We start from the raw sequence: 26,928 nt of genomic DNA on the forward strand, positions 1-26,928 counted from the left end.
GGATGAGTGAGCTCACCCTCACCCTGCTGCGGCTGGGTCTTCTCGCGCTGCTGTGGATCTTCATCTTCAGCGTCGTCGCGGTGCTGCGCACCGACCTCTACGGCACGGCCGTGAGCCGGCGCGGCCAGCGCAAGGCCGCCAAGCGCCAGGCCAAGGAGCAGCGCAAGGCCGCCCGCGCACCGCAACCGGCCGCCGTCGGTGCCGGTGGTGCCGCTGGCGCTGCTGGAGTCGCCGCCGGTGCCGCAGGGGCCCCGGGTGCGCCCGTTCCCGTCTCTGCTCCCGCCGACGGTGCCCCCGCTCCGCGCTGGGGCCGCGGCCGGGGCAAGGGTGCGCCGACGACCCTCGTCGTCACGGAGGGTCCGCTCACGGGCACGACCCTCCCGCTGCGCAGCGGCGGGCTGCTCATCGGCCGCAACCCCGAGTGCGCCCTCGTGCTCGATGACGACTACGCCTCGGGCCGGCACTGCCGCATCTATCCCGACCCGACCAACCGCGGCGGCTGGGTCGTCGAGGACCTCGGCTCGACCAACGGCACCTTCATCGGCCGCGACAAGCTCACCTCCGCGCGTCCCGTCGAGATCGGCACCACCCTGCGCATCGGCAAGACCGTCCTCGAGCTCCGGGGCTGATCGGTGGCCATCGCCCTGCGCTATGCCGCGCGCTCCGACCTCGGCCTCGGTCCCAAGGCCCGCAACGAGGACTCGGGGTATGCCGGACCCAACCTCCTCGTGCTCGCTGACGGCATGGGCGGGCACGCGGCGGGCGATGTCGCGAGCTCGATGATCGTCGGCGAGCTCGCGCCGCTCGATGCCGAGGACGTCACCGCCGATCAGGCGATCGGCCTGCTCGAGGAGGCGCTGCGCAGCGCCAACGCCAAGCTGACCAAGGCGATGCGCGACAACGCCGACCTCACCGGCATGGGCAGCACGACCATCGTCATGCTGCGCACCGGCAACAAGCTCGCGATGGCCCACATCGGCGACTCCCGCGCGTTCATGCTCCGCGGCGACACCTTCAGCCAGATCACGAAGGACCACTCCTTCGTCCAGCAGCTCGTCGACGAGGGCCGCATCTCCAAGGAGGAGGCCGGGCAGCACCCACAGCGCTCCGTCGTCACCCGCGTCATGACCGGCCAGCCCGACGACGAGCCCGACACGTCGCTGCGCGAGGCCAAGATCGGCGACCGTTTCCTGCTGTGCTCCGACGGGTTGTCCGACTTCGTCGGCGCCGACGTCATCGAGGAGATCCTCCGCGAGGCCGCATCACCGGCCGATGCCGCCGAGCGGTGCATCGAGGTGGCGCTCAAGGCGAGCACCCGCGACAACGTCACCGTCATCGTGGCCGACGTCGTCGACGCCGACGGCGACGACCTGCCCTCGACGGTGCCGCAGGTGGTCGGCGCCGCAGCGAGCCGCAGCCTGCGCACCCAGACCCGCCCCATCCCCACCTCTCCGGCCGCCAAGGCCGCCGCCCTCTCGCGCGAGGCGACCGGGCGGGCCGCCGCCGAGGCCGACGACGAGGTCGAGCTGGCCGAGGAGGCCCCCCGCTCGCGCCGATCGCGGATCATCAGGCGCGTCACGGGTGCCGTCGTCGTCGTCGCCATCCTCGCCGCAGGGGGGTATGCCGCGTGGGCCTGGTCCCAGCGCCAGTTCTTCGTGGCCGCCGACGCCGGTCGCGTCGCGATCTTCCGCGGGGTGTCGCAGGACCTCGGGCCGATCAGCCTCTCGCGGGTCGAGAGCGCGAGCGACGTCGAGATGTCCGACCTCCCGGTCGACGTGCAGGGATCCGTGCAGCGCACGATCCCGGCCCGCGACCTGCCCGACGCGCAGGCGAAGGTGCAGGCGCTGCGCGCCGAGGCGATCCGCTGCCAGCTCATGGCGGCGACCGGCACGCCGTGCGGCTCGAACCCCACGCCCACCCCGTCGGTGACCACGCCGACGCCCGGGTCCACCACCCCGCAGACGCCAGGCACCGGCATACCGACCACCCCGGTCACGCCGGGCGGCTCGGCAACCTTCCCGAGACTCACGACCCCGGCGACCCCGCCGCCGGCGGCGGCGGGTGCGGCTGAGCGCCCCCTGCTCGAGGGGGTGTCCGCGTGACGACGACCGTCGAGCCGCTGACCCCGCGCACCCGGCGCAACTCCGAGCTGGGCCTGCTCGTCCTCGCGATCGGCATCGTGCTGCTCGCGTGGGTGACGACCGACCTCAACCGCAACGGCACGGTGCCGGCCAACATCATCCCCATCGCGGGCGGCTTCACCGTGCTCGTGCTCTCCGTGCACCTCGTGCTGCGCTGGAAGGCGGCCTACGCCGACCCGGTGCTGCTGCCGATCGCCACGGTGCTCAACGGTCTCGGCCTCGTCATGATCCACCGGCTCGACCTCGCCCGCGGCAAGCTCGGCACCGACGGCGACGCCTACCGGCAGATCATCTGGACCACCCTGGCGGTGGCGCTGGCCGTCGCGGTCATCATCGTGCTGCGCGACCACCGGCTGCTGCGGCGCTACACCTACGTCTCGATGGCGGTCGGCTTCGTGCTGCTGCTCCTGCCGCTCGTGCCCGGCCTCGGCCAGACGATCAACGGCTCGCAGATCTGGATCAGCCTGGGGCCGCTCAACTTCCAGCCCGGCGAGTTCGCCAAGATCGCGCTCGCCATCTTCTTCGCCGGCTACCTCGTGCAGACCCGTGACGTGCTCTCGCTCGCCGGCAAGCGGGTCCTCGGCTTCACCTTCCCGCGTGGGCGCGACCTCGGGCCGATCCTCGTCGCCTGGCTGCTCGCGGTCCTCATCCTCGTCTTCCAGAAGGACCTCGGCACGGCGCTGCTCTTCTTCGGCCTCTTCGTCGCGATGCTCTACGTCGCCACCGAGCGGGTGTCGTGGATCGCCATCGGCCTGCTGCTCTTCGGCGCTGCCGTGGCCTTCGCGCTGTCGGCCTTCACGCACTTCCAGAAGCGCGTCGACCTCTGGCTCGACCCCTTCTCGCCCGACAACCTCGAGCGCTCCAACCAGCTCGCCAACGGCCTGTGGGGCATGGCGTCCGGTGGCCTCACCGGCACCGGGCTCGGCGCCGGCCGCCCGTGGCTGACGTCCTTCGCCGAGAGCGACTTCATCTTCTCGAGCCTCGGTGAGGAGCTCGGCCTCTTCGGGTCGGTCGCGATCCTCGTGCTCTACCTCATCTTCTGCGAGCGCGGCATCCGCACCGCCCTCGGCGTGCGTGACGGCTTCGGCAAGCTGCTCGCCATCGGCCTCACCTTCTCGGTGGCCTTCCAGCTCTTCATCGTCATCGGCGGCGTCACGCGGGTCATCCCGCTCACCGGCCTGACGACCCCCTTCATGTCGCTCGGTGGGTCCTCGCTGCTCGCGAACTGGGTCATCGTCGCCCTCCTGCTGCGCATCTCCGACCAGGCCCGTCGCCCGATGCCTGAGATCCCGGTCGGCGTCGCCTCCGACGACCCGTCGCCCGCCGAGGTCACGCAGGTGGTGAGGATGTCGTGAACACCCCCATCCGCCGCATCTCCGTGGTCATCGCCATGCTCTTCACCGCGCTGCTCGTCGCCTCGACGGTCGTGCAGTTCGCGCAGGTCAAGACGCTCGGGGCGATGGCCGCCAACAAGCGCACCCTGCTCGACAACTACTCCCGCGAGCGCGGCTCGATCATCGTCGGTGGCCAGGCCATCGCGAAGTCCGTGCCGGTCGATGACCAGTACCGCTTCCTGCGCACCTATCCCCAGGGCGACCTGTACTCGCAGGTCACCGGCTTCTACTCCTACCAGGTGGGCGCGCCCTACGGCCTCGAGCACGCAGCCGACGACCTGCTCTCGGGCGACTCCGACAGCCTCTTCGTGCGGCGCATCACCGACCTGCTCACGGGCCGGCGCACGGCGGGCGCGACGCTCGAGCTGACGATCGACGCCAAGGCGCAGAAGGCAGCCGACGACGCCCTCGGCGCCAGCAAGGGCGCGGTCGTCGCACTCGACCCCAAGACCGGGGCGATCCTCGCGATGGTGAGCCACCCGCAGTACAACCCCAACCCGATCTCGAGCCATGACCTGAACAAGGCCGCGAACGCCTGGGAGAAGCTCTCCACCGACCCGACCAAGCCCTACCTCAACCGCACCATCAACCAGCTCTATCCGCCGGGGTCGACCTTCAAGGTCGTCACGGCCGCGGCCGCCCTCGAGACGGGCCTGCTGAGCGACGAGAACTCCGAGGTGCCGGGGCCGGCCGTGCTCGACCTGCCGCTGACGACCGCGACGCTGCCCAACGAGAACGGCCGCGCCTGCGGTCCGAACAACAAGACGACGCTCATCCACGCCCTCGAGATCTCGTGCAACACGGCCTTCGGCTCTCTCGGCCTCGAGCTCGGCGGCGAGAAGATCCGAGCCCAGGCGGCGAAGTTCGGCTTCGGCGACTCGCTGACCATCCCTATGCGGGTCTCGACGAGCACCGTGCCGCCCGACCTCAACGCCCCGCAGGCGGCGCAGTCGGCGATCGGACAGTACGAGGTCAAGACGACGCCGCTCCAGATGGCCATGGTCGCGGCAGGCATCGCCAACCAGGGCAAGGTCATGACGCCCTACCTCATCGACTCGGTCCGCAGCGCCAACCTCGACGTCATCGAGTCGACCCCCGACCCCGTCGAGCTGTCGCAGGCGACCTCGCCCGAGACGGCGTCGACGCTGACGAAGATGATGGTCTCCGTCGTCGACAACGGCAGCGGCGTCCGCGCCGCCATCCCCGGCGTCGAGGTGGCCGGCAAGACCGGCACCGCGCAGCACGACCCCGGCAAGCCGCCACACGCGTGGTTCATCAGCTTCGCCCCGGCGAACGACCCGCAGGTCGCCGTGGCCGTCGTCGTCGAGGACGGCGGCGTCACCGGCAGCGAGGTCGGCGGCGGCCGCGTCGCCGCCCCCATCGCCAAGGCGGTCATGGAGGCGGTGCTCAAGTGACCGGCCCCGCGAACTGCGCGACCCCCGCGAACTCCGACCCGTCCGTGCTCGTGCCCGGAGCCGTGCTCGGCGGACGCTACGTGCTCACCGCCCCCATCGCCGCGGGAGGCATGGGCGACGTCTGGCAGGCGACCGACGAGGTGCTCGGCCGCGACGTCGCGGTCAAGGTCATGCGGGCCGACGGGGTCGATGACGACGCCTTCACCGCCCGGTTCCGCGACGAGGCCCGCAACGCCGCCGGCCTCCACCACCCCCACATCGCGTCGGTCTTCGACTACGGCGAGCAGGACGACCGGGCTTGGATCGTCATGGAGCTCGTGCCCGGCCACACCGTCTCCGACCTCATCCGCGAGCGCGGAGCCCTCCCGGCCGACGAGGTGCGCCGGATCGTCGGGCAGTCGGCGCTGGCTCTCGCGGCCGCCCACGCCGCCGGCGTCGTCCATCGCGACGTCAAGCCGTCCAACATCATCGTCACGCCCGACGGTCGGGCGAAGCTCACCGACTTCGGCATCTCGCGCGCCGACGACACGGCCGGCCACACGCTCGTCGGCGAGGTGCTCGGCACGCCCGACTACCTCAGCCCCGAACAAGCCCTCGGCCACGCCGCGACCGCCGCGAGCGACCTCTACGCGCTCGGCGTCGTCGCGCACGAGCTGATCACGGGCGCCAAGCCGTTCGACCGGGGCGCCCCGGTGGCCACGGCACGGGCGCACGTCACCGACGAGCCGCCGCCGCTGCCCGACTCCGTGCCCGCCGACCTGCGTGACCTCGTGGCCGCCTGCCTGCACAAGGACCCCGAGCAGCGGCCGGCTGACGCTCACACGGTCGGGCTGGAGCTGCTCGGCGTCCCCGCCTCCGACCCCTCCGGTATGCCGTCCGGCGCACTCGCCGCGACCGCAGCCCTCCCCGCCACGGCCGAGCCGACCACAACCATGGCTCCGTCAGCGGACGAGCGCACGGGAGCCATGGACTGGACGTGGGACGAGCCGGCACCGCCGGAGCTGGCACCGACCGCGACCCGGCGGCTGCCAACTCCTGTCGTCGCCGACGCGGCGAGCGGCGTTCCCGTGAGCCGGGCGGCACGGCATACGGCACCGGGACACACGGGAGTGCGACCCGGGCGCCCCGACCGGCGCAGGATCGCGTGGGTCGCCGCTGCGGCAGCCCTCGTCATCGGCGGCGGGGCCGTCGCTCTCGGCTCGGCCCTCGGTGGGAGCGAGCCGAGCGCGGCGCGGCCGGCGGCCTCGACGAGCCCGGCCCCTGCTCCGACGACACCGGCTCCGACCGGGTCGACGGCGAGCCCGACGAGCACCATCACGAGCATGACGACCACCAAGAGCTCGACCAAGGCAGCAGCGTCGCAGACGCCTGCGACGGTCGCACCCGTGCCGCCGCCTTCGGGGCAGAAGGCGGGCAACGGCAAGGGACACGGCAAGGGGAAGGGCAACGGCAGATGAGCCAAGACGAGACCGAGGCGCTGCAGGGTGGACCGGGCGGTCCCACCGACGTGGGGCCCGGCCGAGCACCCGCTCCGGCCGACGAGACGCCGCCGACCGACCGGCGCACCGACCCGCACCCCCCGAACGAGGCGACAGAGGCAATGGACGTGACCACCCCACCCCGCATCCTCGGCGGACGCTACGAGGTCGGTGAGCTCATCGGCCGCGGCGGCATGGCCGACGTGCACCTCGGGCACGACAGCCGGCTCGGGCGGCAGGTGGCCATCAAGATCCTGCGGTCGGACCTTGCCCGCGACGCGAACTTCCTCATGCGCTTCCGGCGCGAGGCGCAGTCGGCGGCGGGCCTCAACCACCCGTCGATCGTCGCGATCTTCGACTCCGGGGAGGACGAGTCGACCGTCCCCGGCCCGGGCGGCCACCCGACGACGCTGCCCTACATGGTCATGGAGTACGTCGACGGCGAGACCCTGCGCCAGCAGCTGTCACGGCGCCACCAGTTCGATCCGGGCGACGCGATCCGCGTGACCGAGAGCATCCTCGACGCCCTCGCCTACAGCCACCGCATGGGCATCGTGCACCGCGACATCAAGCCCGCCAACGTCATGGTGACCGCGACCGGCGCCATCAAGGTGATGGACTTCGGCATCGCGCGCGCCATCGCCGACACCGCCGCGACGATGACCCAGACCCAGTCGGTCGTCGGCACCGCGCAGTACCTCTCGCCGGAGCAGGCGCAGGGCCAGACCGTCGACGCGCGCTCCGACCTCTACTCGACCGGGTGCCTGCTCTTCGAGCTGCTCGCCGGCCGTCCGCCCTTCGTCGGCGACTCGCCCGTCGCGATCGCCTACCAGCACGTCGGCGAGCTGCCGCAGCCCCCGAGCGTGTGGAACCACGAGGTCGGCGGCGACCTCGACGCCGTGACGCTGCACGCCCTCGAGAAGGACCGCGAGGTGCGCTACCAGGACGCCTCCGCCTTCCGTGTCGACCTCGAGAACGTTCGCCTCGGCCGCCCCATCAGCGCCGCGGCCCTCGCGACCGGCGCGGCCGTCGGGGCAGCGGCAACCCAGACGCTGCCCTCGGCGTATGCCGTCGCGGGCACCCCGACCGCGGTGCAGCCCGCGCTCGGCGGTGGCGCCCTGCCGCCCGTCGGCCGCGACGAGGACGAGGAGCGGTCGGGCAGCGGCAGGCGCACGGCCGTCATCGTCGTGCTCGCGCTGCTCGTGCTCGGCCTCATCGGCTGGGGTGCGGCGACGTGGTTCGGCAACCAGACCCCCGAGGTCGTCAAGGTGGCCGTGCCACGCATCACCGGCATGGACGAGGAGACAGCGCTCAACACCCTGAAAACGGCGAACCTCCAGGGCCAGAAGTCGACCGCTGCCAGCACGACCGTGGCCGAGGGCGATGTCATCTCCCAGGACCCGGTCGCGGGCACCCAGGTCGCCGAGAACTCCACGATCCGCTTCGTCGTGTCACGAGGTCCTGACAACGGGTCCGTGCCCGACGTCACCGGCTTCGACAAGAACGAGGCCCAGAAGGCGCTGGAGGATGCGGGCTTCACGGTCTCGGACTTCGTCGAGGAGAACACTCCCGACCAGCCCAAGGACAAGGTGACGAAGACCGACCCGCCGGCGAACGCGCAGGTGGCTCAGGGCTCTTCGATCAAGGTCTACTACGCCACCGGCAACGTGCAGGTGCCGCAGGGGCTCGTCGGCCGCGACTGGGCGATCGCCGCCTCCACGCTCAACGACGCCGGGGTCAACCCGGTGCGCGAGGACGTCGAGTCCGACAAGACGCCGGGCACCGTCCTCGAGGTGGCCCGCGAGGGCGCGGTCGTCAAGGCCGGCACCGACATCAAGGTCAAGGTCGCCAAGGCCAAGGCCACCCCGATCCCGACGGTGACCGTCACGGCGCCCCCGCCCACGACCGACACGCCGACCGGCACGCCGACGGACACCGCGACGACGGCACCCTGACCCCGGCACCCTGACCCCGGCGCCAGCCGCACACCTCAGGGCCACGCACACCTCGTACGCGGTGCGCGCCCGGCCCGAAGGTGTGCGGCTGACCTCCTAGTGGGCGGGTGCCACCGGTCAGGGGTCCGTGCTGACGGGCGTCAGGTCTCGATCGCCTTCTTGAGGTTGGCGAGCATGAGGTCGAGGTCGCTGTCGCCGTTCCAGCCGAACCGGTCCATGACCTCACCGACGATCGGGACCTTGCTGTCCCAGCCGAACGACCCGGTCAGCATCGTGCCGGTCTCATCGGGCGCGAACGTGAAGCTCCACACCCCGCCGGTGTTGGCCTTGTCGACGATGCGCTCGTTGGGGACGTACTCCTCGCGGGTCAGGGTCCACTCCATGTGGAAGACGAGGAACATCCGCCCCATCAGCCTGGCGGTCGTGCCGACTCCCTCCGGCGTCATGTGCACGTCCACGATCGCCATGTGGCGGCGCCACTCCTCGTCGAACGCCTCGAAGAAGTGGTGCGGGTCCTTGACGTAGTCGAAGACCTTCTCCACCGGGGCGTCGACGTGCGTGCTCCTCGTGTGCAGCTCCTTGGTCATCGCGGTCAGATCCTTCCGTCCGACGCCCACCCGGACGCTGCTTGCGCCCCATCGCCCCGGGACGATCACCGCCCGCAGGCTCCCTCACTTCGAACGTAACCCGGGCTGCTGCACCCGCAAGGGCCGGAGGTCCCCGGACTCCGCCACGGGCGGGTTCCGGGTCAGACGGCGGCGGTGACGAGGGGGCTGAGTCCCTCGGAGCGCGCCACGGCTCCGGTGTCGCCACACATGGCGAGGAAGTTCGCGAGCATGCGGTGGCCGCCCTCGGTGAGGACGCTCTCGGGGTGGAACTGCACGCCGTGCAGGGGCAGGTCGCGGTGGCGCACCGCCATGACGAGGCCCGAGTCGGTGTGGCCCGTCGCCACGAGCTCGTCGGGCAGGGTCGAGGGGTCGATCGTCAGCGAGTGGTAGCGCGTCGCCGTGAAGGGGTCGGGGAGCCCCTCGAGGACGCCCATGCCGTCGTGGTGCACGAGCGAGGTCTTGCCGTGGAGCAGCTCGGGCGCGCGGTCGACCGTGGCGCCGCAGACGACGCCGAGCGCCTGGTGGCCGAGGCACACGCCGAACATCGGCTTCGCGAGCCGGGCGCACTCCTCGATGATCGCCATCGAGACCCCCGCCTCCTCGGGCGTGCCGGGGCCGGGCGAGACGACGACGCCGTCGTATGCCGCCGCCTCCTCGGGTGCCACCGCGTCGTTGCGCACGACGGTGCACTCGGCGCCGAGCTGCTCGAGGTAGCCGACGATCGTGTAGACGAAGCTGTCGTAGTTGTCGACGACCAGGATGCGGGTCATCTGGCTCTCACTCGAGGGGGGTGGCGAACTGGAAGTCGACCGAGCCGGAGTAGGCCGGGAACTCGACCGTGCCCAGCGACTTCTGCGACCAGCCGAGGCCGACGGCGTCGACGTACTGCTTGTAGATGCCGACGGCGGTGTCGCCGTCGAGGCCGCGCTGCATGCGCTCGACGTCGCCGATGGCCGTGATGCGATAGGGCGGGGCATAGACCCGGCCCTGGAGGATGAGGGTGTTGCCCACGCAGCGCACGGCGCTCGTCGAGATGACGCGCTGGTCCTGGATCATCATCGCCTCGGCGCCCGAGGCCCACAGGGCGTTGACGACGGCCTGCACGTCCTGCTGGTGCACGACGATGTCGTCGGCCGTGAAGCCGTCGGGCAGGGAGTCGACGGTGCGGTGGGCGTCGTCGAGGGTGACCTCGATGGCGCTGCCTCGCACCTTCGTCGTCGCGGCGGTCTCGGCGAGCGCATCGGCGCGCTCGCCCAGACTCGCGAGACGCTGGTCCGAGGGTGCGCTCGTCTTGGACAGGGTGTCGACCTCGGCGCGCAGGGCGTCGAGCTGGGCGGCCTTGGCCGACACCTTCGCGTCACCGTCCATGATGAGCTGGGGCAGGTCGCGGTCGGCGCGCAGGTCACTGCCCTGGGCCGCCTGGAAGCTCATCGCGAACATCAGGCCCGCCGCAGCGGTGACGACGGGCACGACGAGCCGCCAGGTCAGGCGCGGGCGTGACGCAGCGGCCGTGGGCGGTGTCTGCTGCCCCTCGGCCGGCTCGTCCGTCTGCGGCTCCGGGGAGTCGACAGGCGGGGTGGCGCTCGTCATCGTGGTCCTCGCTCGGCGCGGGCCCTCCGCGCCGACACCATTGTGCCTCGTGCGCCTGCCCCGAGGCGTCGCGAGGTCACCGCGTCCGCTGGCCGGCCACGGTCGGCATCGCCATTGGTTACCCTTGGCTCACCTCACAGCAAGGAGAGAGCAGTGCCCGAGTCGAAGGGTCGAGACCACAAGTCGACCACCTACACCCCGCCGCCCCGCAGCAAGGCGACCGAGCCCAACCCGACCTGGTGGGCACCGGTGTTCATCACCCTGCTCGTGCTCGGACTGCTGTGGATCGTCGTCTACTACGTGACGGCCTACAAGTACCCCATCGAGGCGATCGGCGTCTGGAACCTCGGCATCGGCTTCGCCCTGCTCATGGGCGGCTTCATCATGACGATGCGCTGGCGCTGACCCCACGATGCACGGCCGGGACGGCCTGCGCGGGCTGAGGGAACCGGTCCGGACCCTCGTCCACACCGGTCCACACCCTGATCGACAGGTTATCCACAAGGTTTTCCCCACCCTGTGCATGAATGACACGGCTGTAACTACGTCCACAGCGTTGTCCACAGCGGTGGACAACCAGAAGCGGACCCCCAGCCCTCCCAGACCCGCCCGCACACGCAGAACGGCCGAGCACATCGACGATGTGCTCGGCCGCTGCCGTCCGGTCACCGGCCAGCACGTGCCAGCGGTGGCCGCCAGATGGAAGCGCCTCAGCTGAAGGTGCTCGAGTCGATCATGCGGATGACATCGGGAATGCTGAGGTACTTCACGACGGTGACGGCGACGAGCACGACGGCGATGCCGCCGAGGGCCGCCCAGACGAGCTGCGGCCGGCGCCCCCGGAACGCCACGACGACCCCCGCGCACGCGAGGCCGACGACGAAGCCCCCGAGGTGCGCCTGCCAGGAGATGTTGGGGTACAGGAAGCCGAACGCCGCGTTGATCGCGATGACGACATACATCGCCGCCGAGGAGCGACCGAGGTGGCGGTTGAGGATGAGCAGGGCTCCGAAAAGGCCGAAGATGGCCCCCGACGCCCCGACGACCGGCGTCAGCCAGGCCTCGTCGATGCCCGTGTTGAGGCCGACGATCGTCGGAGATCCCGCGAGGAGGACGACGGCCACCTGGCCGCCGATGCCGCTGAGGAGGTAGATCGCGGCGAACCGGGCCCGACCGAGCATCGGCTCGAGGTACTGCCCCAGCGACCACAGCGCGAACATGTTGAGCAGGATGTGGAAGACGGTGTACGGCGAGTGCAGAAAGGCCGCGGTGACGAAGCGCCATGGCTCGGTCCAGCCGAGAGCCGGCACGAAGGAGAAGCGGTCGGTGATGGTGGGGGCGACGCGCTGGAGCAGGTAGACGACAGCACACAGGCCGATGATCGTCAGGGTGACGACCGGTCGGCCGTCGGTCGCACGCCCCCCGAAGACGGTGCGGGCCGTCGGGCTCGTGCGAGCGGCCTCCCGGACACAGTCCACGCACTGGATGCCGACAGCGGCGGGTCGCTGGCACTCGGGGCACGTCGGGCGACCGCAGCGCTGACACCGCACGTAGGACTCGCGGTCGGGGTGGCGCGGGCAGACAGGCGGCACGACAGGGGGGTTCACCGGGCCGGTGCCCACCGGGGGTTGGCCACCGGGGCCCCAGTTCCCCCCGGATCCACCGATTCCACTGTTGGACAAAGGAATCCCTGCCGTCTCGTCTGTCTCGTGAGGCCCGGCCATCGGCCGGGCCTCAGGGTCGTGCGGGTGGGTTGCTCAGTCCTCGATGGTGACCGAGTTGATGATGACGTCCTCGCGCGGCTTGTCGTTCGGGCCGGTCGCCACGGCGCCGATCTTGTCGACGACCTCGCGCGACGCACCGTCGGCGACCTCACCGAAGATCGTGTGCTTGCCCTGCAGCCACGTCGTGGGCGCGGTCGTGATGAAGAACTGGGAGCCGTTGGTGCCCTTGCCCATGCGCTTGCCGGCGTTGGCCATGGCGAGCATGTAGGGCTTCGTGAAGTCCTTGTCGGGGCTGATCTCGTCGTCGAACGTGTAGCCCGGGCCACCGAAGCCCTGACCGACGGGGCAGCCGCCCTGGATCATGAAGTTGGGGATGATGCGGTGGAAGATGAGCCCGTCGTAGAACGGCGTGGGCGAGGTGCGGCCCGCATCGTCCTTGTAGTCCTTCTCACCCTTGGCGAGGCCGACGAAGTTCTCGACGGTCTTGGGCGCTTGGTGCGGAAAGAGCTCGAGGACGATGTCTCCGTGGTTCGTGTGCAACGTTGCCTTCATGGGCCAATCCTTGCACGACGCGCAGGTATGCCGTCCGGTCGGGCACGTGCGCGCCAGGCGGGTCGTTGCCCAGAGACAACTGCACGACACCAGAAGCACACGACACGAGACCGAACAGACGAGAGGACCCTGATGTCGTTCCTGGACAAGCTGAAGAAGAAGGCCGAGGAGCTCGAGCTCGACAAGAAGGCCAAGGAGCTGCAGGAGGCGGCAACCGCCGCTGCCAAGCAGACCCGCGAGAAGGCGGGGGACGTGACCGCCCAGCACCGCGAGAAGATCGACGGCTTCGTCGAGAAGGCCGCGACGACCGTCGACACCAAGACCGAGGGGAAGTACGCCGACAAGGTTGCCAAGGCCAAGGAGGCCGTCGGCAAGGGAGTCGACAAGGTCGCGGAGGGCTCGCCGAGCAACCCGCAGACCACGTCAACCCCGCCTCCTGCGGGATCGCCTGCAGCAGAGCCGGATTCGCCCGGAGCCAGCACCTTCCCCCTCGACCCGGACGCTCCGCGCCCGCCGACGGCCGGGGGGCCGGGCGCGACCCCGCCACCGCCTCACGGACTGTGATCTGCGCCGCGACGACACGGCATACGCCAAGGGCGGTGTGTCGCGTGGCGGATGTTGGCAGGATGGGTAAGGACGGTTGGACCTAGGAGGACGCATGTTTCGCACCAAGCAGTCCCGCACGGAGGCGGCTGTAGACCAGGCACGCGCAGCGGCAATCGACGTCAGCAATGCCGCAGGGGAGCGTTTCGACGCCCTCAAGGGCACCGCAGCCGACCAGGCGAGTGATGCCGCAGCGGTGGCCAAGGAGAAGCTCATCGAGGCGAGGGTTGCGGCGACGCCCGTGATCCAGGACGCCACGGAGACCCCGAAGGAACGCCTGGCCGACCTCGCCTACCAGGCACGTGAGGTGGCCGGCGAGGCGCTGCACGAGGCCGCCGACCGGGCCAAGCCGAAGGTGGAGGCCGCCCAGGCGAGCTTCGTCGAGACGGTGCTGCCGAAGGTGGGTGCTGCCCTCGCGACCGCGTCCGCCGCGATCGCCGCCGGGTCGCACCAGGCGATGGAGGCTGCGGGTCCGCACCTCGAGCACGCCAGGGAGGCCGCGTACGTCGCCGGCGACCGGAGCAAGGACGCGTATGCCGTCCTCACCGGTGAGGCCGTCGCCAAGCGTCGTCGCAGCCGCGCGAAGTGGCTCATCGGCATCGGTCTGGCGGCAGCCGCCGTGGCTGCGGTTGCGGCGTTCCGCAAGCAGCAGCAGAAGGCCGACGACCCGTGGGCGACGCCCCTCGAGACCTCTCCCGGTGCGGCTGGCACGAGCGGCTACGGCTCGACCGGCAGCACGCTCAAGGACAAGGCCGCCGTGCAGGTCGAGGCGGCCAAGGAGGCCGTCACCGACGCTGCCGCCAAGGCCAAGGAGAAGGGCGCCGAGCTCGCCGACGCGGCCAAGGACAAGGCCGGCGACCTCGCGGCCAAGGGTCAGTCGGCCATCGCCGACGCCAAGGACCACTCCGGTGAGGCGGTCGACGAGGCCAAGGACACCGCTGCCGATGCCAAGGACGTCGCCGTCGACGCGGCGGGCGACGCGAAGGACGCTGCCATCGGCGTCAAGGACGAGGTGACGGACGAGCTCGACGGTCAGGTCACCGCGGTCGACGCGACGCCCGACTCCGACGCCATCACCTCCGACGCCGTCGAGGGTGGCACCATCAACGGCGCCTCGACGAAGTCCTCACCGCGTGGCTCGGCCAAGGCCCGCCTCGCCGACGAGGGCGACAGCCCGAGCTGACCGCTGGCCGCGCGGGAGACGACCCCGCGCGGCACCAGTCGCCAGACAGAGAAGGACCCGGGTGCCAAAGGCATCCGGGTCCTTCTCTGCGTGAGCCGGCTCGCACCGACAGGGGGACAGTGCGAGCCAGCACAAGCAGAAGGGCTGGGCGCGGTTCGTGCGGGCCCAACCCTTCGCTACCCACCATCGTAGAACGACAACGGGTGGTTGCGCGAGGGGTTCGGTGAAGATTGCATCACATCGGGAGGATCTGAAAACGACCTTTCTCCGCAAAACGCCCACGAGCCGTCGATCCTGCGTTGTGCGCCTGGGCGCGACGGCCGTCCTGCAAGCCCTGCTTCCTTCGAGCATGACACTGCAGCCGCCTCGGCGCCAGAGGATTCACCCACTCGATCTGCTGAGGCGGGGGTAGGCGCGCAGCGCGTTGTCTCGCGCAACCATCCGCACGACCCGGCTCGCGTCGGGGGCCGACCAGTCGCCCTCCGCGACGAAGCCGCCCACGACCCGGGCGATCGCCCGGCGCCACAGCCGGGCACCGAGCAGGTGCAGGTCGGCCGGACCGCACGCGTCGGAGCTGTAGAGCACCTTGTCGAAGGGCGCGAGCTCGAGGCTGCGGGCGACGAGCGAGGCCGAGCGCGCGCCGACGAAGTTCACCGAGAGACCCACGTCGAGGTAGACGTTGCGAAACGCCTGGGCGAGGTAGCCGGCCTGCCGCTCGAAGGGGTAGCAGTGCAGGAGCAGGACCGGCACCCGGCGCACGGCCGGCTGGCGGAGGAAGTCGGTGAGCAGCAGCGGGTCCGACCGGCGCAGGTCCATGTCGCGGTCGCCGAGCCCGACGTGGAGCTGGAGGGGCAGACCGAGCTCGATCGCCTCGTGGATGCCGAAGGCGATGAGCCGCGGGTCGGTGAGCCGCACCGACCCTGCTCTCGCAGCATCACGCGCCCAGGCCGCGGCGTGCCGGGCGACCACGGCGTCGCTCGGCCGGGTGAGGTCGACGTCGAAGCCCGCGCGATAGGCGATCACCGACTTGACGGCGACCGCGCCACGCACCCGCTCGGCGAGCAGCGAGCGGAAGGCGGCGGCATACCTCTGCGGTGGGGTGTCCGCCGACACGAGCTGCTCGGCCAGGGCCTCGAGGCGGACCACCTCGTGCGCACGGCCGCCGCTCGCGGTGGCCAGCTGCGCGGGGGTGAGCAGGTCGTCGGCGCGGTGGCCGGTGTCGACGAGCCAGTCGCTCACTCCCGCAGCGGTGAGGAAGCGGCGGTTGACCTCGGCCTCACCGAGCTCCGCCCGCCGCGCCCGGTAGGCGTCGGGGGTCGCGTGGGGCTCGAGCCCGAGCACCGGCGCGCACCAGCGGCGGATCGCAAAGCCGACCTGGCTGTCGAAGGGATCGACGCCCGGGGGCAGCGGGTCGGTGTCCGCCTCGTTGAGGGCGTTGCCGTATGCCGCCTCGCTCGGGGAGGCACGAAAGGCGCCGTGCACGTGGTGGTCGATGAGCGCGATGGTGCCGAGCTCGGCGAGCAGGTCGCGTGCGGGGCCCTCCCACGGCGCCCCCATGTCAGATCGACCAACGCAGCCGGAGACGCTCGCAGAGCTGCTCCAGGTCGAGGTCGCCGAAGGCGGTGCGCTCGTGGCGGCGGACGGCGAGCAGGGCGGCGGCGGCGTGCTCGCCGAGGACTCGCTCCGCGGCCGATCCGGCGAAGGCGTCGAGGACGGCGTCCTGGTCGTCGAGGACGAGCGTCAGGCCCGCCTCGGCGCGGGCGGCATCGTCGAGCTGCCCTGTGTCGCGGACGATCTCGGGAGGGAGGGGGAGCTCGCGCTCGATGCCGTCGAGGGCGAGGCCGAGGAGGGCGGCGGTGGCGAGGTAGGGGTTCGCGGAGGGATCGATGACCTTGACCTCGACGTTGGCGCCGTGGGGGTTGGCCGGCCCGGCGCGGAGGTAGCGGAGAGCCGCCTCACGGTTCTCCGTGCCCCAGCAGACGGTCGCGCCGGACCACATGCCGGGTCGCAGGCGCGGGCCGGAGAGGATCGACCCGGTGAGCACGGCCTGGGCGCCGAGGAGTCCGTCGAGGATGCCGGCGACGGCATGACCTCCGGCGGGTGTCAGGGGTGGCGTCTGCGGGGCGTCGAAGAGGTTCGCGTCGCCGGACCGGAGCGAGAGGTGCTGGTGGGCGCCGTTGCCGACAGCGCCCGCGATCGGGACGGGCGAGAACGAGGCGGCCAGGCCGTGGGCGCGGGTGACGACCCCGATGAGCGACTTGAGGAGGATGACCGAGTCGGCCGCCTCGACCGGCGATCGCGGGGCGAGGGAGAGCTCGAGCTGGTGGGCGCCGTACTCGGCGTGCACCTGCTCGACGCCGAGCCCCGCCACGTCAGCGGCCTCGAGGAGCTCGCCGATGATGGCGCTCCGGTCGACGATCGCCGACAGGCCGTAGGGGGTCCAGGCGCCGGGCGGCAGGGGCGAGCCGTCGGGAGCGACGAGGACGAACTCGAGCTCGTGGCCGACGAGGGCGGTCAGGCCTGCCTCGGCGAGCCGCTCGACAGCACGGGTGAGGACGTGGCGGGGCCCGGTCGGGTCTGGCTCGCCGTCCTGCGTGACGACGTGGGTCGGCCCGACGGCCAGACCTCCGGGGAGCACGCGGACGGCCTCGGGCACGAGCCGCATCCGCAGGTCGCCGACGGCGTCATAGAACGGCGTCAGCTGGATCGTGCCGTCGAGGGCGTAGCCGTGGTGGACGGGTGACATCCCGGCGCCGGCGGTGACGAAGGCGTCCGTGCGGGCGACAGGCATCGACTTGGCGTGCACGAGGCCTGCCGCGTTGGTCGCCCAGCCCGCGACGACGCATACCCCCTGGCGACCCAGCGCCTCGGTGAGGTCAGACGCCGACGTGCCCTCGCTCCCGCTCATGACGGCAGTCTGCCCGGGTCGGGGCGTGGGCGCCGGGTCAACGGAAGGGGCGGTGTCGAAGGCTGTCGAACGGGCCGCAGATCCTGTCGGTGAGGGGCCGGGAATCGGCGGGAAGACCAGGGCGGAGGGCGTGGGGCCCGAAGAATGTTGCCCAAGTCGTGTCCGGGCGTGCGGCGTGGCGACCTTGTCGAGGGTGGATCATGGGGAGGTGAACACTCCACGAAGCCGCCTCAAGTCCAGCCCCTTCGCCGAGCGCATTGCCGATGAGGTGCCGACGCTTGCCGTCGCCGACCGCGTTGCGCACGACAAGTACGGCCTCGGCGAGGTCAAGGCCGTCGGAGGGGGCTGCGTCATCGTCGCGTTCGGCTCCGAGCGGGTGCGCGTCGCAAGCCCCTACTCCAAGCTGACCCGCCTCTGAGGACTGCGTTGATGCGGCACGCCCCCAAGGGCTGAGTCAGCGCCGAGGAGCAAGGGGGACGCCGCCGCGGAGAGCCGGACCGGATCACGCCACGCGAGTACCATCGGTCGCGTAGGAGCTCGGCGCCGTGAGGTGGGACCGATGGCCAGGACCGTGCAGCTGTGGCTCGCCGAGAGCGGGGCCGATGAGGCGCGCACCGACCTGCTCCACCGGCAGTTGCGCGCGCAGCTCGTGCAGGAGCCCGTCCTCGAGGTGACGGAGAGCCCGCCCACCGACGTCCCGACCGGGGCGCGGGGCGTGGATGCCGCCAGTGTGAGCACGTTGGCGATCGCGATCCTCGGCTCAGGCGGTCTCAGTGCGCTGATCGCGTCGGTCCGCGACTGGCTCGGCCGCGGCCACGCAGCGCCGCGGACCGTGCGCCTGGAGATCTCCGGCGAGACGCTCGAGCTCACCGGAGCAACGACGGGCGAGCAGCAGCGTCTCGTCGACCTCTTCATCGCGCGCCACGAGGTCCGCGAGTCGCCATGACAGCGGGCGCGAGTGCTGGCGCTGCCGGCGGCCTGGGTGGCCCAGCTGGCCCGGCCGGCCCCGCCGGTGCCACCGGCTCCCGGCGGGCGCTCATCATCGCCAACGACACCTACGACCACCCCAGCCTGGGTCAGCTGCGAGCGCCGCAGGCGGACTCGCGCGCCCTCGCCGACGTGCTCGGCGACCCCGAGGTGGGCGGCTTCGACGTGTCGGTCGTGCACAACGCCGCGTCCTACGAGGTGCAGGCTCACATCGACGACCTGTTCGCCGACAGCCGTCCGGACGACCTGTTGCTGCTGCACTTCTCCGGGCACGGCCTCAAGAGCGACGCCGGCGAGCTCTTCATCGCGGCGAGGAACACCCGACCCGATCGACTCGGATCGACCGCCGTCGCAGCGGATTTCATCCAGCGGTGCATGCGCAGCTCGAGGGCCCGCAGCATCGTCCTCTTCCTTGACTGCTGCTACGGCGGTGCCTTCGGCCAGGGGGTGACGGTGCGGGCGGCTGGCCCCGTCAACGTCATGGACAGCTTTCCGGCGGGTCGGCTCGGGGGAGGTCGGGGCCGGGCGGTCATCAGCGCCTCGAGCGCCATGGAGTATGCGTTCGAGGGGACCACCCTCGCCTCGGACCTCGAGAGCTCGCCGTCCGTCTTCACCTCGGCCGTGGTCGAGGGTCTGCGAACGGGTGATGCCGACCGTGACGAGGACGGTCTCATCTCGCTCAACGAGCTCTATGACTACGTCTTCGACCGGGTCAAGGAGGTGAATCCCCGACAGACGCCCGGCCGGGATGTCGAGATGTCCGGTGAGCTCTATCTCGCCAGGAGCCGTCGGCGCCGACTGCGTGCCGCGCCGATCCCCGACGCCATCGCCGCTGCGCTTCGAGAGCCCGACCCGACCTACCGCCGCGGAGCAGTCAGCGAGCTGCGTGATCGGCTGGCCCACCCGGACCTCGCGGTTGCCCTCGGCGCGCTCGAGGCCCTTCGAGTCGTCGCCTCGACGGACGCGAAGGTCGTCGCCGACGACGCGAGCAGCGTCATCACCTGGGCGGCCCCGCAGGTGAGCCCGCCGGTCGTCGACTTCGGGGAGCTCGCACCCGACGACGTGCTCGAGGTCCGCCGCGAGCTGAGGGTGACCGGGGTACCGCTCGCGCGTGAGGTGAGCGTCGAGGCCGTGCCACCACTCGCCGCTGTTGCTGACAGCGGGCTCGTCACCGTGACCTTCTCGCCCACCGGCCGGTCGTATGCCGGCAGCCTCACCGTGTCGAGCCCGACCGGTTCCGTCGTGGTTCCCGTCACCGCATCGGTGCTGGGTGCCGCGAGTTCGGAGAAGGTGCCCACGGGCGGGTCAGCCGTGCCGAGCGGCGGCAGCGGGGCGAGCGTGCAGGCGGGGGCGATAGGTGAGCGTCCTACGGCCGTGCCCCCCCGCACCGAGCCGGCGGGCGCGCCGGCGGGGATGGCAGATCGGAAAACCGAGGGGCCTGGGGCGCAACCGAGACAGCGGCTGCGGGTCGTCGCCGGCCTGACGGCGATCGTCGGCGGGCTCTTCCTCCTCGCGAGCCTCATGCTGCCCTGGCGATACGGGCAGACCTTCGCGGATGACGCCCCCGGCCTGGTGCTGACCATGGTGACTCCCGGGCTGATGGCCGTGGCAGCAGGGGTCACGATGTTCGCCCCGCGGGTGCGCACGGAGGTGGCGCTCGGCTTCCTGCTCGCGGTGTCAGCCGTCGCCGGGGCGACCCTCCTGGGCTTCGCCGGCGAGCTCGCAGCGCTGAGCACGGATGCGCAGGATGTCGGCGCGTCGCTGGCCGTGGCGGGGCTGGCGGTCCTCGTCGCCTGCGGGGTCGTCGCCGTTGTGGTGGCGGCGTGGCGCAACCCGGTGCCCTTCGGCCGCGTCGTCTGGCGGGACCCCGGGTCGATCGCAGCTGTGGCGCTCGGCGCCATCACGACGATCCTCATCGCCGGGTTCGCGGCGTATCTGGGCTCGATCGGCGACACCGGCTACCAGGCGGGCGTCGCCTACGTCTGGGCGGTGCTCACGATGATCGCGACAGTCGGAGCGGTGGTCGTGCGCCCCGTCGCCGTCGGGCGTGTGCTGCTGGCCACGTGGGCGATCGGGACCCTCGGCTACTCCCTCTCGCAGTGGGTGGCGCTGACGACGAGGTCCGAGGAGTCGCACGGCCTGCCCGTCCTCGTCGTCGCCGACCTCGCACTCGCCGTGGCGGCCGTCCTCATCGGTCGACGGGACGGCCGCTCCCGCGAGGCTTGACGTGATGGGCCGGTCACCACACGCGTACGGTCACCAGACGCGGATGCGGGAGGTGCCCGATGCCAGGGTGGTGAGCGGACCCGCCGGATAGGACCCGTCGGCGTGCTTGCGCTCCCCGAGCAGGTCGCGGTCGATGACGACGGGCGAGCCGTCGCGCTCCTCGAAGTCGGCGTCGACGAAGCGCACCCGGGGCAGGTCGGCGCCGGTGACGAGCCCGACCCGCAGCCCGTCGAACTCCTCCGCCAGGTCGGCCTCGAGCCAGACCGCGTCGCCCTCATCGACGACGGTGAACGACGCGGACGACAGGTGCAGCGGGGCGTCCTCGGCGGCATACGGGCGGGCGGCGCCGGCATACGCGTTGTGGCGGATGTAGACGGGCTGCGGCACGTCGGGGAAGCGGTTGTGGTCGCCCGGCGGCTGCGCGTCGATGAGCGCGAGGTAGTCGTCGAACGTCGAGGGGTGGCCGTCGTAGCCCGCGGTGCCGACCCAAGCGCCGTCGAAGGTGTGCGCGTCGGTGCCGTAGGCGTCGTCGATCTCGCCGCCGGCGAAGACGTTGCCGATCCAGCGGTCGTCGGCGCCGTAGATGACGGCGTAGCCGGCGACCTGCGTGCTGTGCGGGCGGTGGTAGGGGGTGGCGCGGTCCATGACGCGGATGAGGCCGAGGGTGCCGGCGAGGAGGTTGCCGACGTAGGCGCCGCCCTGGCTGAAGGACTCGATGGAGACCGGGGAGGCCAGCAGGTTGTGGTCGATGACGTAGGGGCCGTGGCTCACCTCGACGAAGAGGTCGCGCGAGTTGCCGTAGAGGACGTTGCGCGCGACGCGGGTGCCCTGGGTCTGCCAGTCCAGCCAGATGCCGAGCGAGCAGGCGTGGATGCGGTTGTGGGTGATCTCGACGTCGATGGCCGCGTGGAGCTTGATGCCGGCGATCTCGTGGCCGTAGAACTCGCGCTTGAGGGCGATGCGGTGAATGTGGTTGTCCTCGATGGAGGAGAACACGCAGCCGAGGTGGCCGGCGATCGCGCACTGGCCGCAGTCGTAGATCGTGTTGCGGCGGATGACGTGGCTGCCGATGTGCTCCCTGTCCCAGCCGATCTGCTGGGCGGAGAAGACGGACTCGAGCTGGTACTGGTAGCCGGGCTTGTCGCCGCGGCGGGTGTAGTTGTTGTCGCCCGTCGAGGCCTCCTTGCCGATGGAGATCGCCACGCACTTCGCGTCGTGGATGACGTTGTCCTCGATGACCCAGCCCTTGGCCCAGTTCGGGCCGATGAGCCCGGGCTGGTCGGCCGTCGGGGGCGCCCAGGGGGTGGCGGCCTGGCAGAGCTCGAAGCCGCGGACGGTGATGAAGTCGACGTGGTGCTCGGTGGGGTAGAAGACCGAGCGGCGCACGTTGATCTCGACGAGGCGTTCGTTGGGGTCGGCACCCTGGAAGTTCGCCCAGATCGTCGTCGTGTCAGCGGTGACACGGGCGTGCCAGACGTATGCCGTCTGGTCGGGGTCGTGAATGGGGACCGTCCGCTCGGTCCAGTCGTCGCGGACCTCGGTGCGGCGGGTGGGGTGGCGGACCTCGTCGGGGCTGCCGACCTCGTAGAAGCTGCGGCCGTCGAGGTAGACGTCGCCGAGGTGCTTGCGCTGGCCGTCCTCGATGGGGCGGACCACCCAGTCGCCGACGATCTCCTCGGCGAAGGGGTTGAAGTCGCCGAAGAGCTCGTTGGGGACGGTGACGGTCCAGACGTCTTCGCTTGGAGCTGAGGCGTTTTCGTCCTTCTGCCAACCGGTGATGCGCTCGGAGCCCTTGATGACGACGTGCTCGCCGGCGGCGGCTTCGTAGGTGATGCGGCGGGTGTTGCTGAGGCCGCCTCGTTTGGGCTTGACCCACTCGCGGTACTCGCCCTCGTGGACGAGCACCGTGTCACCCGGCTGGGCGAGCTGCGCGGCGTGGTTGATCGTGCGGAGGGGGCTGGCCTCGGACCCGTCTGCCTGGTCGGAGCCGGTGGTGGCGACATGCAGGACGGAAGTCACGACAGTGTGTCCTCTCGGTGGGGCTCGATGGGTGCGCTCTCGACACTACGCAGGTTGCGCGCCAGTCGGTCGGCGGGCCGGTCAGGTCATTGCGGCCGTGCGGTCGTTTCGGTGCAACTCTCGCGATCGGTGACGAACCTCCGCCTCGGCTGTGTGTCGCGAGCGGCGATGTGGGCGGAAGCCGTGACGGAGCCGGGGAGCCAGGAGCACACTCGGGAGTTGGGGAGAAACGGGGGAGCTCGGGGGCTTCGGGGGCAACACTCACGCCCACCAGGAAGGTGTCATCTCATGAAGCGAACTCGCCAAGCCCTCGCACTCAGTGCCGTCCTCGTCGTCGCGGGCGCCGTTCTCGCGCCTACGGCCTCGGCGGCCAGCGGACCTCTCGCCGGCACCTGGACGTCTATCGACACCGACGGCAGCAACCAGACACTCACCATCGTCGGGTCAGGCGCCCACGTGTACTCGATGTCCTACTTCGACGACGTCGCCAGCAGCGCCTGCGGCGGCGATCCGGCCATGGTCAAGGGGCCCGGATACCCGGACGGTGACACCCTGACGATGGTCGGCACGCTCACGTGCCTGCCTGGGGGCAACGTGTTCCGGGAGAGGCTCGTGCTGGGCTACGTGTACGACGCCGCGACCGACACGCTCACCGATGACGCGCACGTCACCTGGCACCGGACGAGCTGACGGCCCTTCGCACCGGGCACCCGGTCGGGCACCTCGGTCGGTCTCGGAGCGATGTGACGGATTTCCTTGCCTTGGCCTGGCAAGCTGCCTCAGGTGACGAATGGGGACGAAAGTCTGCTCGAGGGCCTCTACGAAAGCTTGATCACGCGGGCCTTGGAGAAGCGACTCGAAGGGCTGCCCGCCCCAGGGATTCACCGCGGCCTGGTGGACGAGGCAGATGAGCCAGAGGTTCTCGCCCGCCACGTTCGGGATGTCACGCTGCGTGCCTTGCGCGCGGAAAGGAGCGCGGAAGGCCGACTCGCCCTCGTCAATCGGCTGGTCGAGAACCTGGGTTCGCAGCAGGATTCCTTGGCGGAGGCGGGGCAGCTCCTCGCGGTGCTCTCGCAGCCCGGCGCCGGTCAGTCTTTCGGGTTGGTCGTTGACCGGCCGTCCACGCCGTTGTCGGATGCCGCACTTCTCACCAACGCGCCTGGAGAGCCGGGGGTGGGGCACGAGATCCGGGCCGAGTTGGCGAGTGCCGACAGCGCCGACGTCATCATGGCCTTCGTCAAGTGGTACGGCTTACGACTCCTGGAAGATCGCCTGGAGCTGCTCCGAGATCGTGGAGCACCGCTGCGCGTCATCACCACGACCTACATGGGCGCCACCGAGCGTGCCGCCCTGGATCGGCTGGTGCGGGACTTTGGTGCGCAGGTCAAGGTGCAGTACGACGCGCAGCGCACGCGGTTGCACGCCAAAGCGTGGCTGTTCCGTCGCAACACGGGGTTTGACACGGCATACGTCGGATCGAGCAACCTCTCACGCGCGGCGATGCTCGACGGTGTGGAGTGGAACGTGCGGTTGTCCGCGGTTTCCACCCCGGCGCTGCTGCAGAAGTTCCTGGCGACGTTCGACAGCTACTGGAACGACGAGACGTTCGAGACCTACGACCCCGCGCTCGATCGAGACCGTCTGGACGATGCTCTGGCCGAGGCGTCCGGGAAGCGAGTCCACGACAGGATCACCTTGACGCTCTCAGGCCTCGAGGTGCGGCCGTATTCCTACCAGCAGGAGATGCTCGACCAGCTCGATGTCGAGCGAGCCGTCCACGACCGCCACCGCAACCTGCTCGTCGCTGCAACTGGCACCGGTAAGACGGTTGTGGCAGCCCTCGATTACCGGCGGCTGGCTGCTAGTCGCCCAGCGCTGCCCCGACTGCTCTTCATCGCGCACCGGCGCGAGATCCTCCAGCAGTCACTGCGCACCTACCGAGAGGTTCTCAGCGACGCCAACTTCGGCGAGCTCTACGTGGACGGGCATCGACCCGAGCGTTGGGACCATGTGTTCGCCTCTGTGCAATCCCTGTCGGCCTACGGGATCACCAACGTGCCGGCCGACGCGTATGACGTCGTCGTGATCGACGAGTTCCACCACGCGCAAGCAACCACCTACCATCGCATCCTCGATCACCTGACCCCACGAGAATTGCTGGGGCTCACCGCTACTCCCGAACGTGGGGATGGCCTCGACGTGCGGTCCTTCTTCAAGGGGCGCACGGCAGCCGAGCTGCGTCTGTGGGACGCCTTGAAGGCCGATCTTCTGACGCCGTTCCACTACTTCGCCGTCGCCGATGGGATGGATCTGACCCGCGTCGACTGGAAGGCCGGGGCGTACGACCTGGCTGAGCTGTCGAACCTCTTCACGGGCAATGACGCACGTGCCCGGATCATCCTCAAGGCGGTTCGGGACAAAGTCGCCGATCTCAGCACCATGAAGGCACTGGGGTTCTGCGTCTCGCGCGATCACGCGCGGTACATGACGCGTGTCTTCAACGAGGCCGGGGTGGCGTCGGCCGCAGTGCTTGGTGATACGCCTTCGGCAGAGCGCGACGACGCAGTTAATGACCTCGCCACCGGCGCCCTCAAGGTGGTCTTCACCGTCGACGTCTTCAACGAGGGCGTCGACGTGCCCGCCATCAACACGGTGCTGTTTCTGCGTCCCACCGAAAGCTCGACGGTCTTCCTCCAACAGCTGGGTCGAGGTCTGCGTCGCGCCCGGGACAAGGCAGTCCTGACCGCGCTCGACTTCGTCGGTCACCACCGCAAGGAATTCCGGTTCGACCAGCGATTCCGGGCCATGACCGGCAGCACTCGTGCTGCCCTCCAAGGCGACGTCGAGCACGGATTCCCATTCCTTCCGGCCGGTACCCAGATCATCCTCGACCGACAGAGTCAGCGGCTCGTGCTCGAGAACATCAAGAGCCAGGTGACCAGGCGGTGGCCGAGCTTGGCGTCCGAGCTGCGCGCTCACCCCACCGACGACCTCGGGACGTACCTGCACGACGCTGGTGTCGAGCTGTCTGATGTCGTGTCTGGCGCTGGGCGCTCCTGGGCACGCCTGCGCCGAGAGGCCGGTCGTGATGTTGCCGCACCCGGACCTCTCGAGGAGGCCCTTCTCAAGCGGGTACGCGCTTTGTGCCACGTGGACGACCCCGACAGGGCGGCTGCCTACCTGACCTGGCTCGCCGACGACGCTCCGCGCTACGGCGACGCGGACCCAATCCATCAGGCGTTCGGGCGCATGCTCATCTTCACGCTCTGGCCGGACGGCGGCGGATTCGCTTCTTACGATGCAGCTCTCGACGCCCTTCGACGCGAGGTCGCTGCTCGAGAGGACCTTCGGGCAGTCATTGGTCTCGGGCTGGAGGGAGCGGAGCGCGTCACGTCTCGTCTGTCCGGCGACCTGTGGCAAAGACCCCTCCGGGTGCATGCCCGCTACACACGCGAGGAGATCGTTGCCGCCCTCGACTACGTCTCGATCGACGGCCGCAAGGCGAACAGCTTCCGTGAAGGAGTCCTCTTCGCTCCTAAGGCAGGCGCCGACGCGTTCCTCGTGACGTTGGAGAAGTCGGAGGCGGAGTACTCACCGACGACGATGTACGAGGACTACGCGATCAGTCCACAGCTCTTCCACTGGGAGTCGCAGTCCGGAACGACAGTCGCCTCGAGGACCGGTCAGCGCTACCTCAACCACCGGGCTGAGGGCAGTCACGTCCTGCTGTTCACGAGGGCGCGGAAGGTCTCCGCGTTCGGCACAGGTGCGCCCTACGTGTTCCTGGGTGAGGCGGACTATGTGGAGCACCGGGGCGAGCGTCCCATTGCCATCACGTGGCGCCTACGCACCTCGATGCCCGCCGCAGACTTCGCGATGGCGAGCGTCGTCGTCTGAGGTTCCCTACTCCCCCAGGGCTGATAGTCGTTTGCACGAAGTGTCGTGACGGTGGTCCCTAGCTCAGTTGCCAGCGATTCGCGATGGTTCGCCGTCGCAACTCCACCCCCACCCCGGCGGGCGGTGATTGGTCAAGACATCCAGAGCCCGCCGCTCACGCACGCTTGAACCACCGCTGCGCCGTCATTGTAAGCGGCCGCCCGATGCGCCCGACGCCACGCGAGGTACTCATCGGTGGCGTCTGTCGG

The 26,928-nt window shown here is 70.5% G+C and carries 22 protein-coding genes; 14 read left to right on the plus strand and 8 right to left on the minus strand.

Annotated features, from left to right (window positions below; genetic code table 11):
- The first annotated feature begins 2 nt into the window (after positions 1-2).
- The 6 genes from FBY41_RS21790 to pknB are packed head-to-tail and all read left to right on the plus strand — an operon-like array spanning position 3 to position 8,383.
- Positions 3-629: an FHA domain-containing protein FhaB/FipA gene (locus tag FBY41_RS21790; RefSeq protein WP_141847175.1), complete on the plus strand. Its 627-nt coding sequence runs from the start codon at positions 3-5 to the stop codon at positions 627-629.
- 3 nt (positions 630-632) lie between these two features.
- Positions 633-2,102, plus strand: coding sequence for a PP2C family protein-serine/threonine phosphatase (locus tag FBY41_RS21795; RefSeq protein ID WP_141847177.1), 1,470 nt, complete (start codon positions 633-635; stop codon positions 2,100-2,102).
- Positions 2,099-3,496 (plus strand): FtsW/RodA/SpoVE family cell cycle protein, encoded by a 1,398-nt coding sequence (locus FBY41_RS21800; protein WP_141847179.1) that lies wholly within the window; start codon positions 2,099-2,101, stop codon positions 3,494-3,496. Before FBY41_RS21795 ends, FBY41_RS21800 begins: the two co-directional genes overlap by 4 nt.
- Positions 3,493-4,950 carry a peptidoglycan D,D-transpeptidase FtsI family protein gene (locus tag FBY41_RS21805; RefSeq protein ID WP_141847181.1) on the plus strand — a complete coding sequence of 486 codons (1,458 nt, stop codon included), beginning with the start codon at positions 3,493-3,495 and terminating at the stop codon, positions 4,948-4,950. The genes FBY41_RS21800 and FBY41_RS21805 overlap by 4 nt, the downstream gene beginning before the upstream one ends.
- On the plus strand, positions 4,947-6,407 hold the full coding sequence (locus FBY41_RS21810) for a serine/threonine-protein kinase (RefSeq protein ID WP_141847183.1): 1,461 nt from the start codon (positions 4,947-4,949) through the stop codon (positions 6,405-6,407). Before FBY41_RS21805 ends, FBY41_RS21810 begins: the two co-directional genes overlap by 4 nt.
- Positions 6,404-8,383 carry a Stk1 family PASTA domain-containing Ser/Thr kinase gene (pknB, locus tag FBY41_RS21815; protein WP_260439969.1) on the plus strand — a complete coding sequence of 660 codons (1,980 nt, stop codon included), beginning with the start codon at positions 6,404-6,406 and terminating at the stop codon, positions 8,381-8,383. Before FBY41_RS21810 ends, pknB begins: the two co-directional genes overlap by 4 nt.
- Before the next feature lie 140 nt (positions 8,384-8,523).
- Here pknB and FBY41_RS21820 read toward each other — a convergent pair whose 3' ends face one another.
- The 3 genes from FBY41_RS21820 to FBY41_RS21830 all read right to left on the minus strand — a co-directional run bounded on the left by FBY41_RS21820 (position 8,524) and on the right by FBY41_RS21830 (position 10,581).
- A complete protein-coding gene (locus FBY41_RS21820; RefSeq protein ID WP_141847185.1) occupies positions 8,524-8,970 on the minus strand; it encodes an SRPBCC family protein in 447 nt (148 codons plus the stop codon).
- A gap of 161 nt (positions 8,971-9,131) precedes the next feature.
- Positions 9,132-9,761, minus strand: a complete 630-nt coding sequence (locus FBY41_RS21825) for an aminodeoxychorismate/anthranilate synthase component II (RefSeq protein ID WP_141847187.1) — start codon at positions 9,759-9,761, stop codon at positions 9,132-9,134.
- A 7-nt stretch (positions 9,762-9,768) separates the two neighbouring features.
- A complete protein-coding gene (locus tag FBY41_RS21830) occupies positions 9,769-10,581 on the minus strand; it encodes a DUF881 domain-containing protein (protein WP_141847189.1) in 813 nt (270 codons plus the stop codon).
- 153 nt (positions 10,582-10,734) lie between these two features.
- Here FBY41_RS21830 and FBY41_RS21835 point away from each other — a divergent pair, with 153 nt between their 5' ends.
- Positions 10,735-10,986, plus strand: a complete 252-nt coding sequence (locus FBY41_RS21835; protein ID WP_141823846.1) for a cell division protein CrgA — start codon at positions 10,735-10,737, stop codon at positions 10,984-10,986.
- Positions 10,987-11,291: 305 nt separating this feature from the next.
- Here FBY41_RS21835 and FBY41_RS21840 read toward each other — a convergent pair whose 3' ends face one another.
- Positions 11,292-12,059 (minus strand): rhomboid family intramembrane serine protease, encoded by a 768-nt coding sequence (locus FBY41_RS21840; RefSeq protein ID WP_311769427.1) that lies wholly within the window; start codon positions 12,057-12,059, stop codon positions 11,292-11,294.
- Positions 12,060-12,338: 279 nt separating this feature from the next.
- A complete protein-coding gene (locus tag FBY41_RS21845) occupies positions 12,339-12,857 on the minus strand; it encodes a peptidylprolyl isomerase (RefSeq protein ID WP_141847193.1) in 519 nt (172 codons plus the stop codon).
- A gap of 132 nt (positions 12,858-12,989) precedes the next feature.
- Between FBY41_RS21845 and FBY41_RS21850 the strand changes: the two genes are divergently transcribed.
- Together FBY41_RS21850 and FBY41_RS21855 are read left to right on the plus strand one after the other, a co-directional pair.
- Positions 12,990-13,421, plus strand: coding sequence for an antitoxin (locus tag FBY41_RS21850; protein WP_141847195.1), 432 nt, complete (start codon positions 12,990-12,992; stop codon positions 13,419-13,421).
- Between the two features lie 94 nt (positions 13,422-13,515).
- On the plus strand, positions 13,516-14,643 hold the full coding sequence (locus FBY41_RS21855; protein WP_141847197.1) for a hypothetical protein: 1,128 nt from the start codon (positions 13,516-13,518) through the stop codon (positions 14,641-14,643).
- Between the two features lie 381 nt (positions 14,644-15,024).
- Here the strand turns inward: FBY41_RS21855 and FBY41_RS21860 are convergent, their stop codons facing one another.
- Together FBY41_RS21860 and FBY41_RS21865 are read right to left on the minus strand one after the other, a co-directional pair.
- Positions 15,025-16,200 carry an amidohydrolase family protein gene (locus FBY41_RS21860; protein ID WP_141847199.1) on the minus strand — a complete coding sequence of 392 codons (1,176 nt, stop codon included), beginning with the start codon at positions 16,198-16,200 and terminating at the stop codon, positions 15,025-15,027.
- 1 nt (position 16,201) lies between these two features.
- Positions 16,202-17,551 (minus strand): glutamine synthetase family protein, encoded by a 1,350-nt coding sequence (locus FBY41_RS21865; protein WP_141847201.1) that lies wholly within the window; start codon positions 17,549-17,551, stop codon positions 16,202-16,204.
- A gap of 208 nt (positions 17,552-17,759) precedes the next feature.
- On the opposite strand from FBY41_RS21865, the gene FBY41_RS21870 reads away from it, so the two are divergent.
- From FBY41_RS21870 to FBY41_RS21880, 3 genes are all read left to right on the plus strand, one after another.
- Positions 17,760-17,969: a hypothetical protein gene (locus FBY41_RS21870; RefSeq protein WP_141847203.1), complete on the plus strand. Its 210-nt coding sequence runs from the start codon at positions 17,760-17,762 to the stop codon at positions 17,967-17,969.
- 141 nt (positions 17,970-18,110) lie between these two features.
- The gene (locus tag FBY41_RS21875; RefSeq protein WP_141847205.1) at positions 18,111-18,497 is read left to right on the plus strand and encodes an effector-associated constant component EACC1; all 387 of its coding nucleotides are present in this window, start codon (positions 18,111-18,113) and stop codon (positions 18,495-18,497) included.
- On the plus strand, positions 18,494-20,764 hold the full coding sequence (locus FBY41_RS21880; RefSeq protein ID WP_141847207.1) for a caspase family protein: 2,271 nt from the start codon (positions 18,494-18,496) through the stop codon (positions 20,762-20,764). Before FBY41_RS21875 ends, FBY41_RS21880 begins: the two co-directional genes overlap by 4 nt.
- A gap of 30 nt (positions 20,765-20,794) precedes the next feature.
- Here FBY41_RS21880 and FBY41_RS21885 read toward each other — a convergent pair whose 3' ends face one another.
- On the minus strand, positions 20,795-22,783 hold the full coding sequence (locus tag FBY41_RS21885; RefSeq protein ID WP_141847209.1) for a right-handed parallel beta-helix repeat-containing protein: 1,989 nt from the start codon (positions 22,781-22,783) through the stop codon (positions 20,795-20,797).
- Between the two features lie 288 nt (positions 22,784-23,071).
- Between FBY41_RS21885 and FBY41_RS21890 the strand changes: the two genes are divergently transcribed.
- On the plus strand, positions 23,072-23,473 hold the full coding sequence (locus FBY41_RS21890) for a hypothetical protein (protein WP_141847211.1): 402 nt from the start codon (positions 23,072-23,074) through the stop codon (positions 23,471-23,473).
- Positions 23,474-23,587: 114 nt separating this feature from the next.
- Positions 23,588-26,680 carry a DUF3427 domain-containing protein gene (locus FBY41_RS21895; protein ID WP_141847456.1) on the plus strand — a complete coding sequence of 1,031 codons (3,093 nt, stop codon included), beginning with the start codon at positions 23,588-23,590 and terminating at the stop codon, positions 26,678-26,680.
- Positions 26,681-26,928: the final 248 nt, after the last annotated feature.

The sequence above is a fragment of the Humibacillus xanthopallidus genome (assembly GCF_006716675.1).
GTDB lineage: Bacteria > Actinomycetota > Actinomycetes > Actinomycetales > Dermatophilaceae > Humibacillus > Humibacillus xanthopallidus_B.

What these genes read in the sequence shown, in the direction of transcription:
- pknB (WP_260439969.1), top strand. Translation starts at nt 6,404, where the DNA reads ATGAGCCAAGACGAGACCGAGGCGCTGCAGGGTGGACCGGGCGGTCCC.
- FBY41_RS21820 (WP_141847185.1), bottom strand. Translation starts at nt 8,970, where the DNA reads ATGACCAAGGAGCTGCACACGAGGAGCACGCACGTCGACGCCCCGGTG.
- FBY41_RS21845 (WP_141847193.1), bottom strand. Translation starts at nt 12,857, where the DNA reads ATGAAGGCAACGTTGCACACGAACCACGGAGACATCGTCCTCGAGCTC.
- FBY41_RS21860 (WP_141847199.1), bottom strand. Translation starts at nt 16,200, where the DNA reads ATGGGGGCGCCGTGGGAGGGCCCCGCACGCGACCTGCTCGCCGAGCTC.
- FBY41_RS21855 (WP_141847197.1), top strand. Translation starts at nt 13,516, where the DNA reads ATGTTTCGCACCAAGCAGTCCCGCACGGAGGCGGCTGTAGACCAGGCA.
- FBY41_RS21825 (WP_141847187.1), bottom strand. Translation starts at nt 9,761, where the DNA reads ATGACCCGCATCCTGGTCGTCGACAACTACGACAGCTTCGTCTACACG.
- FBY41_RS21830 (WP_141847189.1), bottom strand. Translation starts at nt 10,581, where the DNA reads ATGACGAGCGCCACCCCGCCTGTCGACTCCCCGGAGCCGCAGACGGAC.
- FBY41_RS21865 (WP_141847201.1), bottom strand. Translation starts at nt 17,551, where the DNA reads ATGAGCGGGAGCGAGGGCACGTCGGCGTCTGACCTCACCGAGGCGCTG.
- FBY41_RS21890 (WP_141847211.1), top strand. Translation starts at nt 23,072, where the DNA reads ATGAAGCGAACTCGCCAAGCCCTCGCACTCAGTGCCGTCCTCGTCGTC.
- FBY41_RS21790 (WP_141847175.1), top strand. Translation starts at nt 3, where the DNA reads ATGAGTGAGCTCACCCTCACCCTGCTGCGGCTGGGTCTTCTCGCGCTG.
- FBY41_RS21850 (WP_141847195.1), top strand. Translation starts at nt 12,990, where the DNA reads ATGTCGTTCCTGGACAAGCTGAAGAAGAAGGCCGAGGAGCTCGAGCTC.
- FBY41_RS21880 (WP_141847207.1), top strand. Translation starts at nt 18,494, where the DNA reads ATGACAGCGGGCGCGAGTGCTGGCGCTGCCGGCGGCCTGGGTGGCCCA.
- FBY41_RS21875 (WP_141847205.1), top strand. Translation starts at nt 18,111, where the DNA reads ATGGCCAGGACCGTGCAGCTGTGGCTCGCCGAGAGCGGGGCCGATGAG.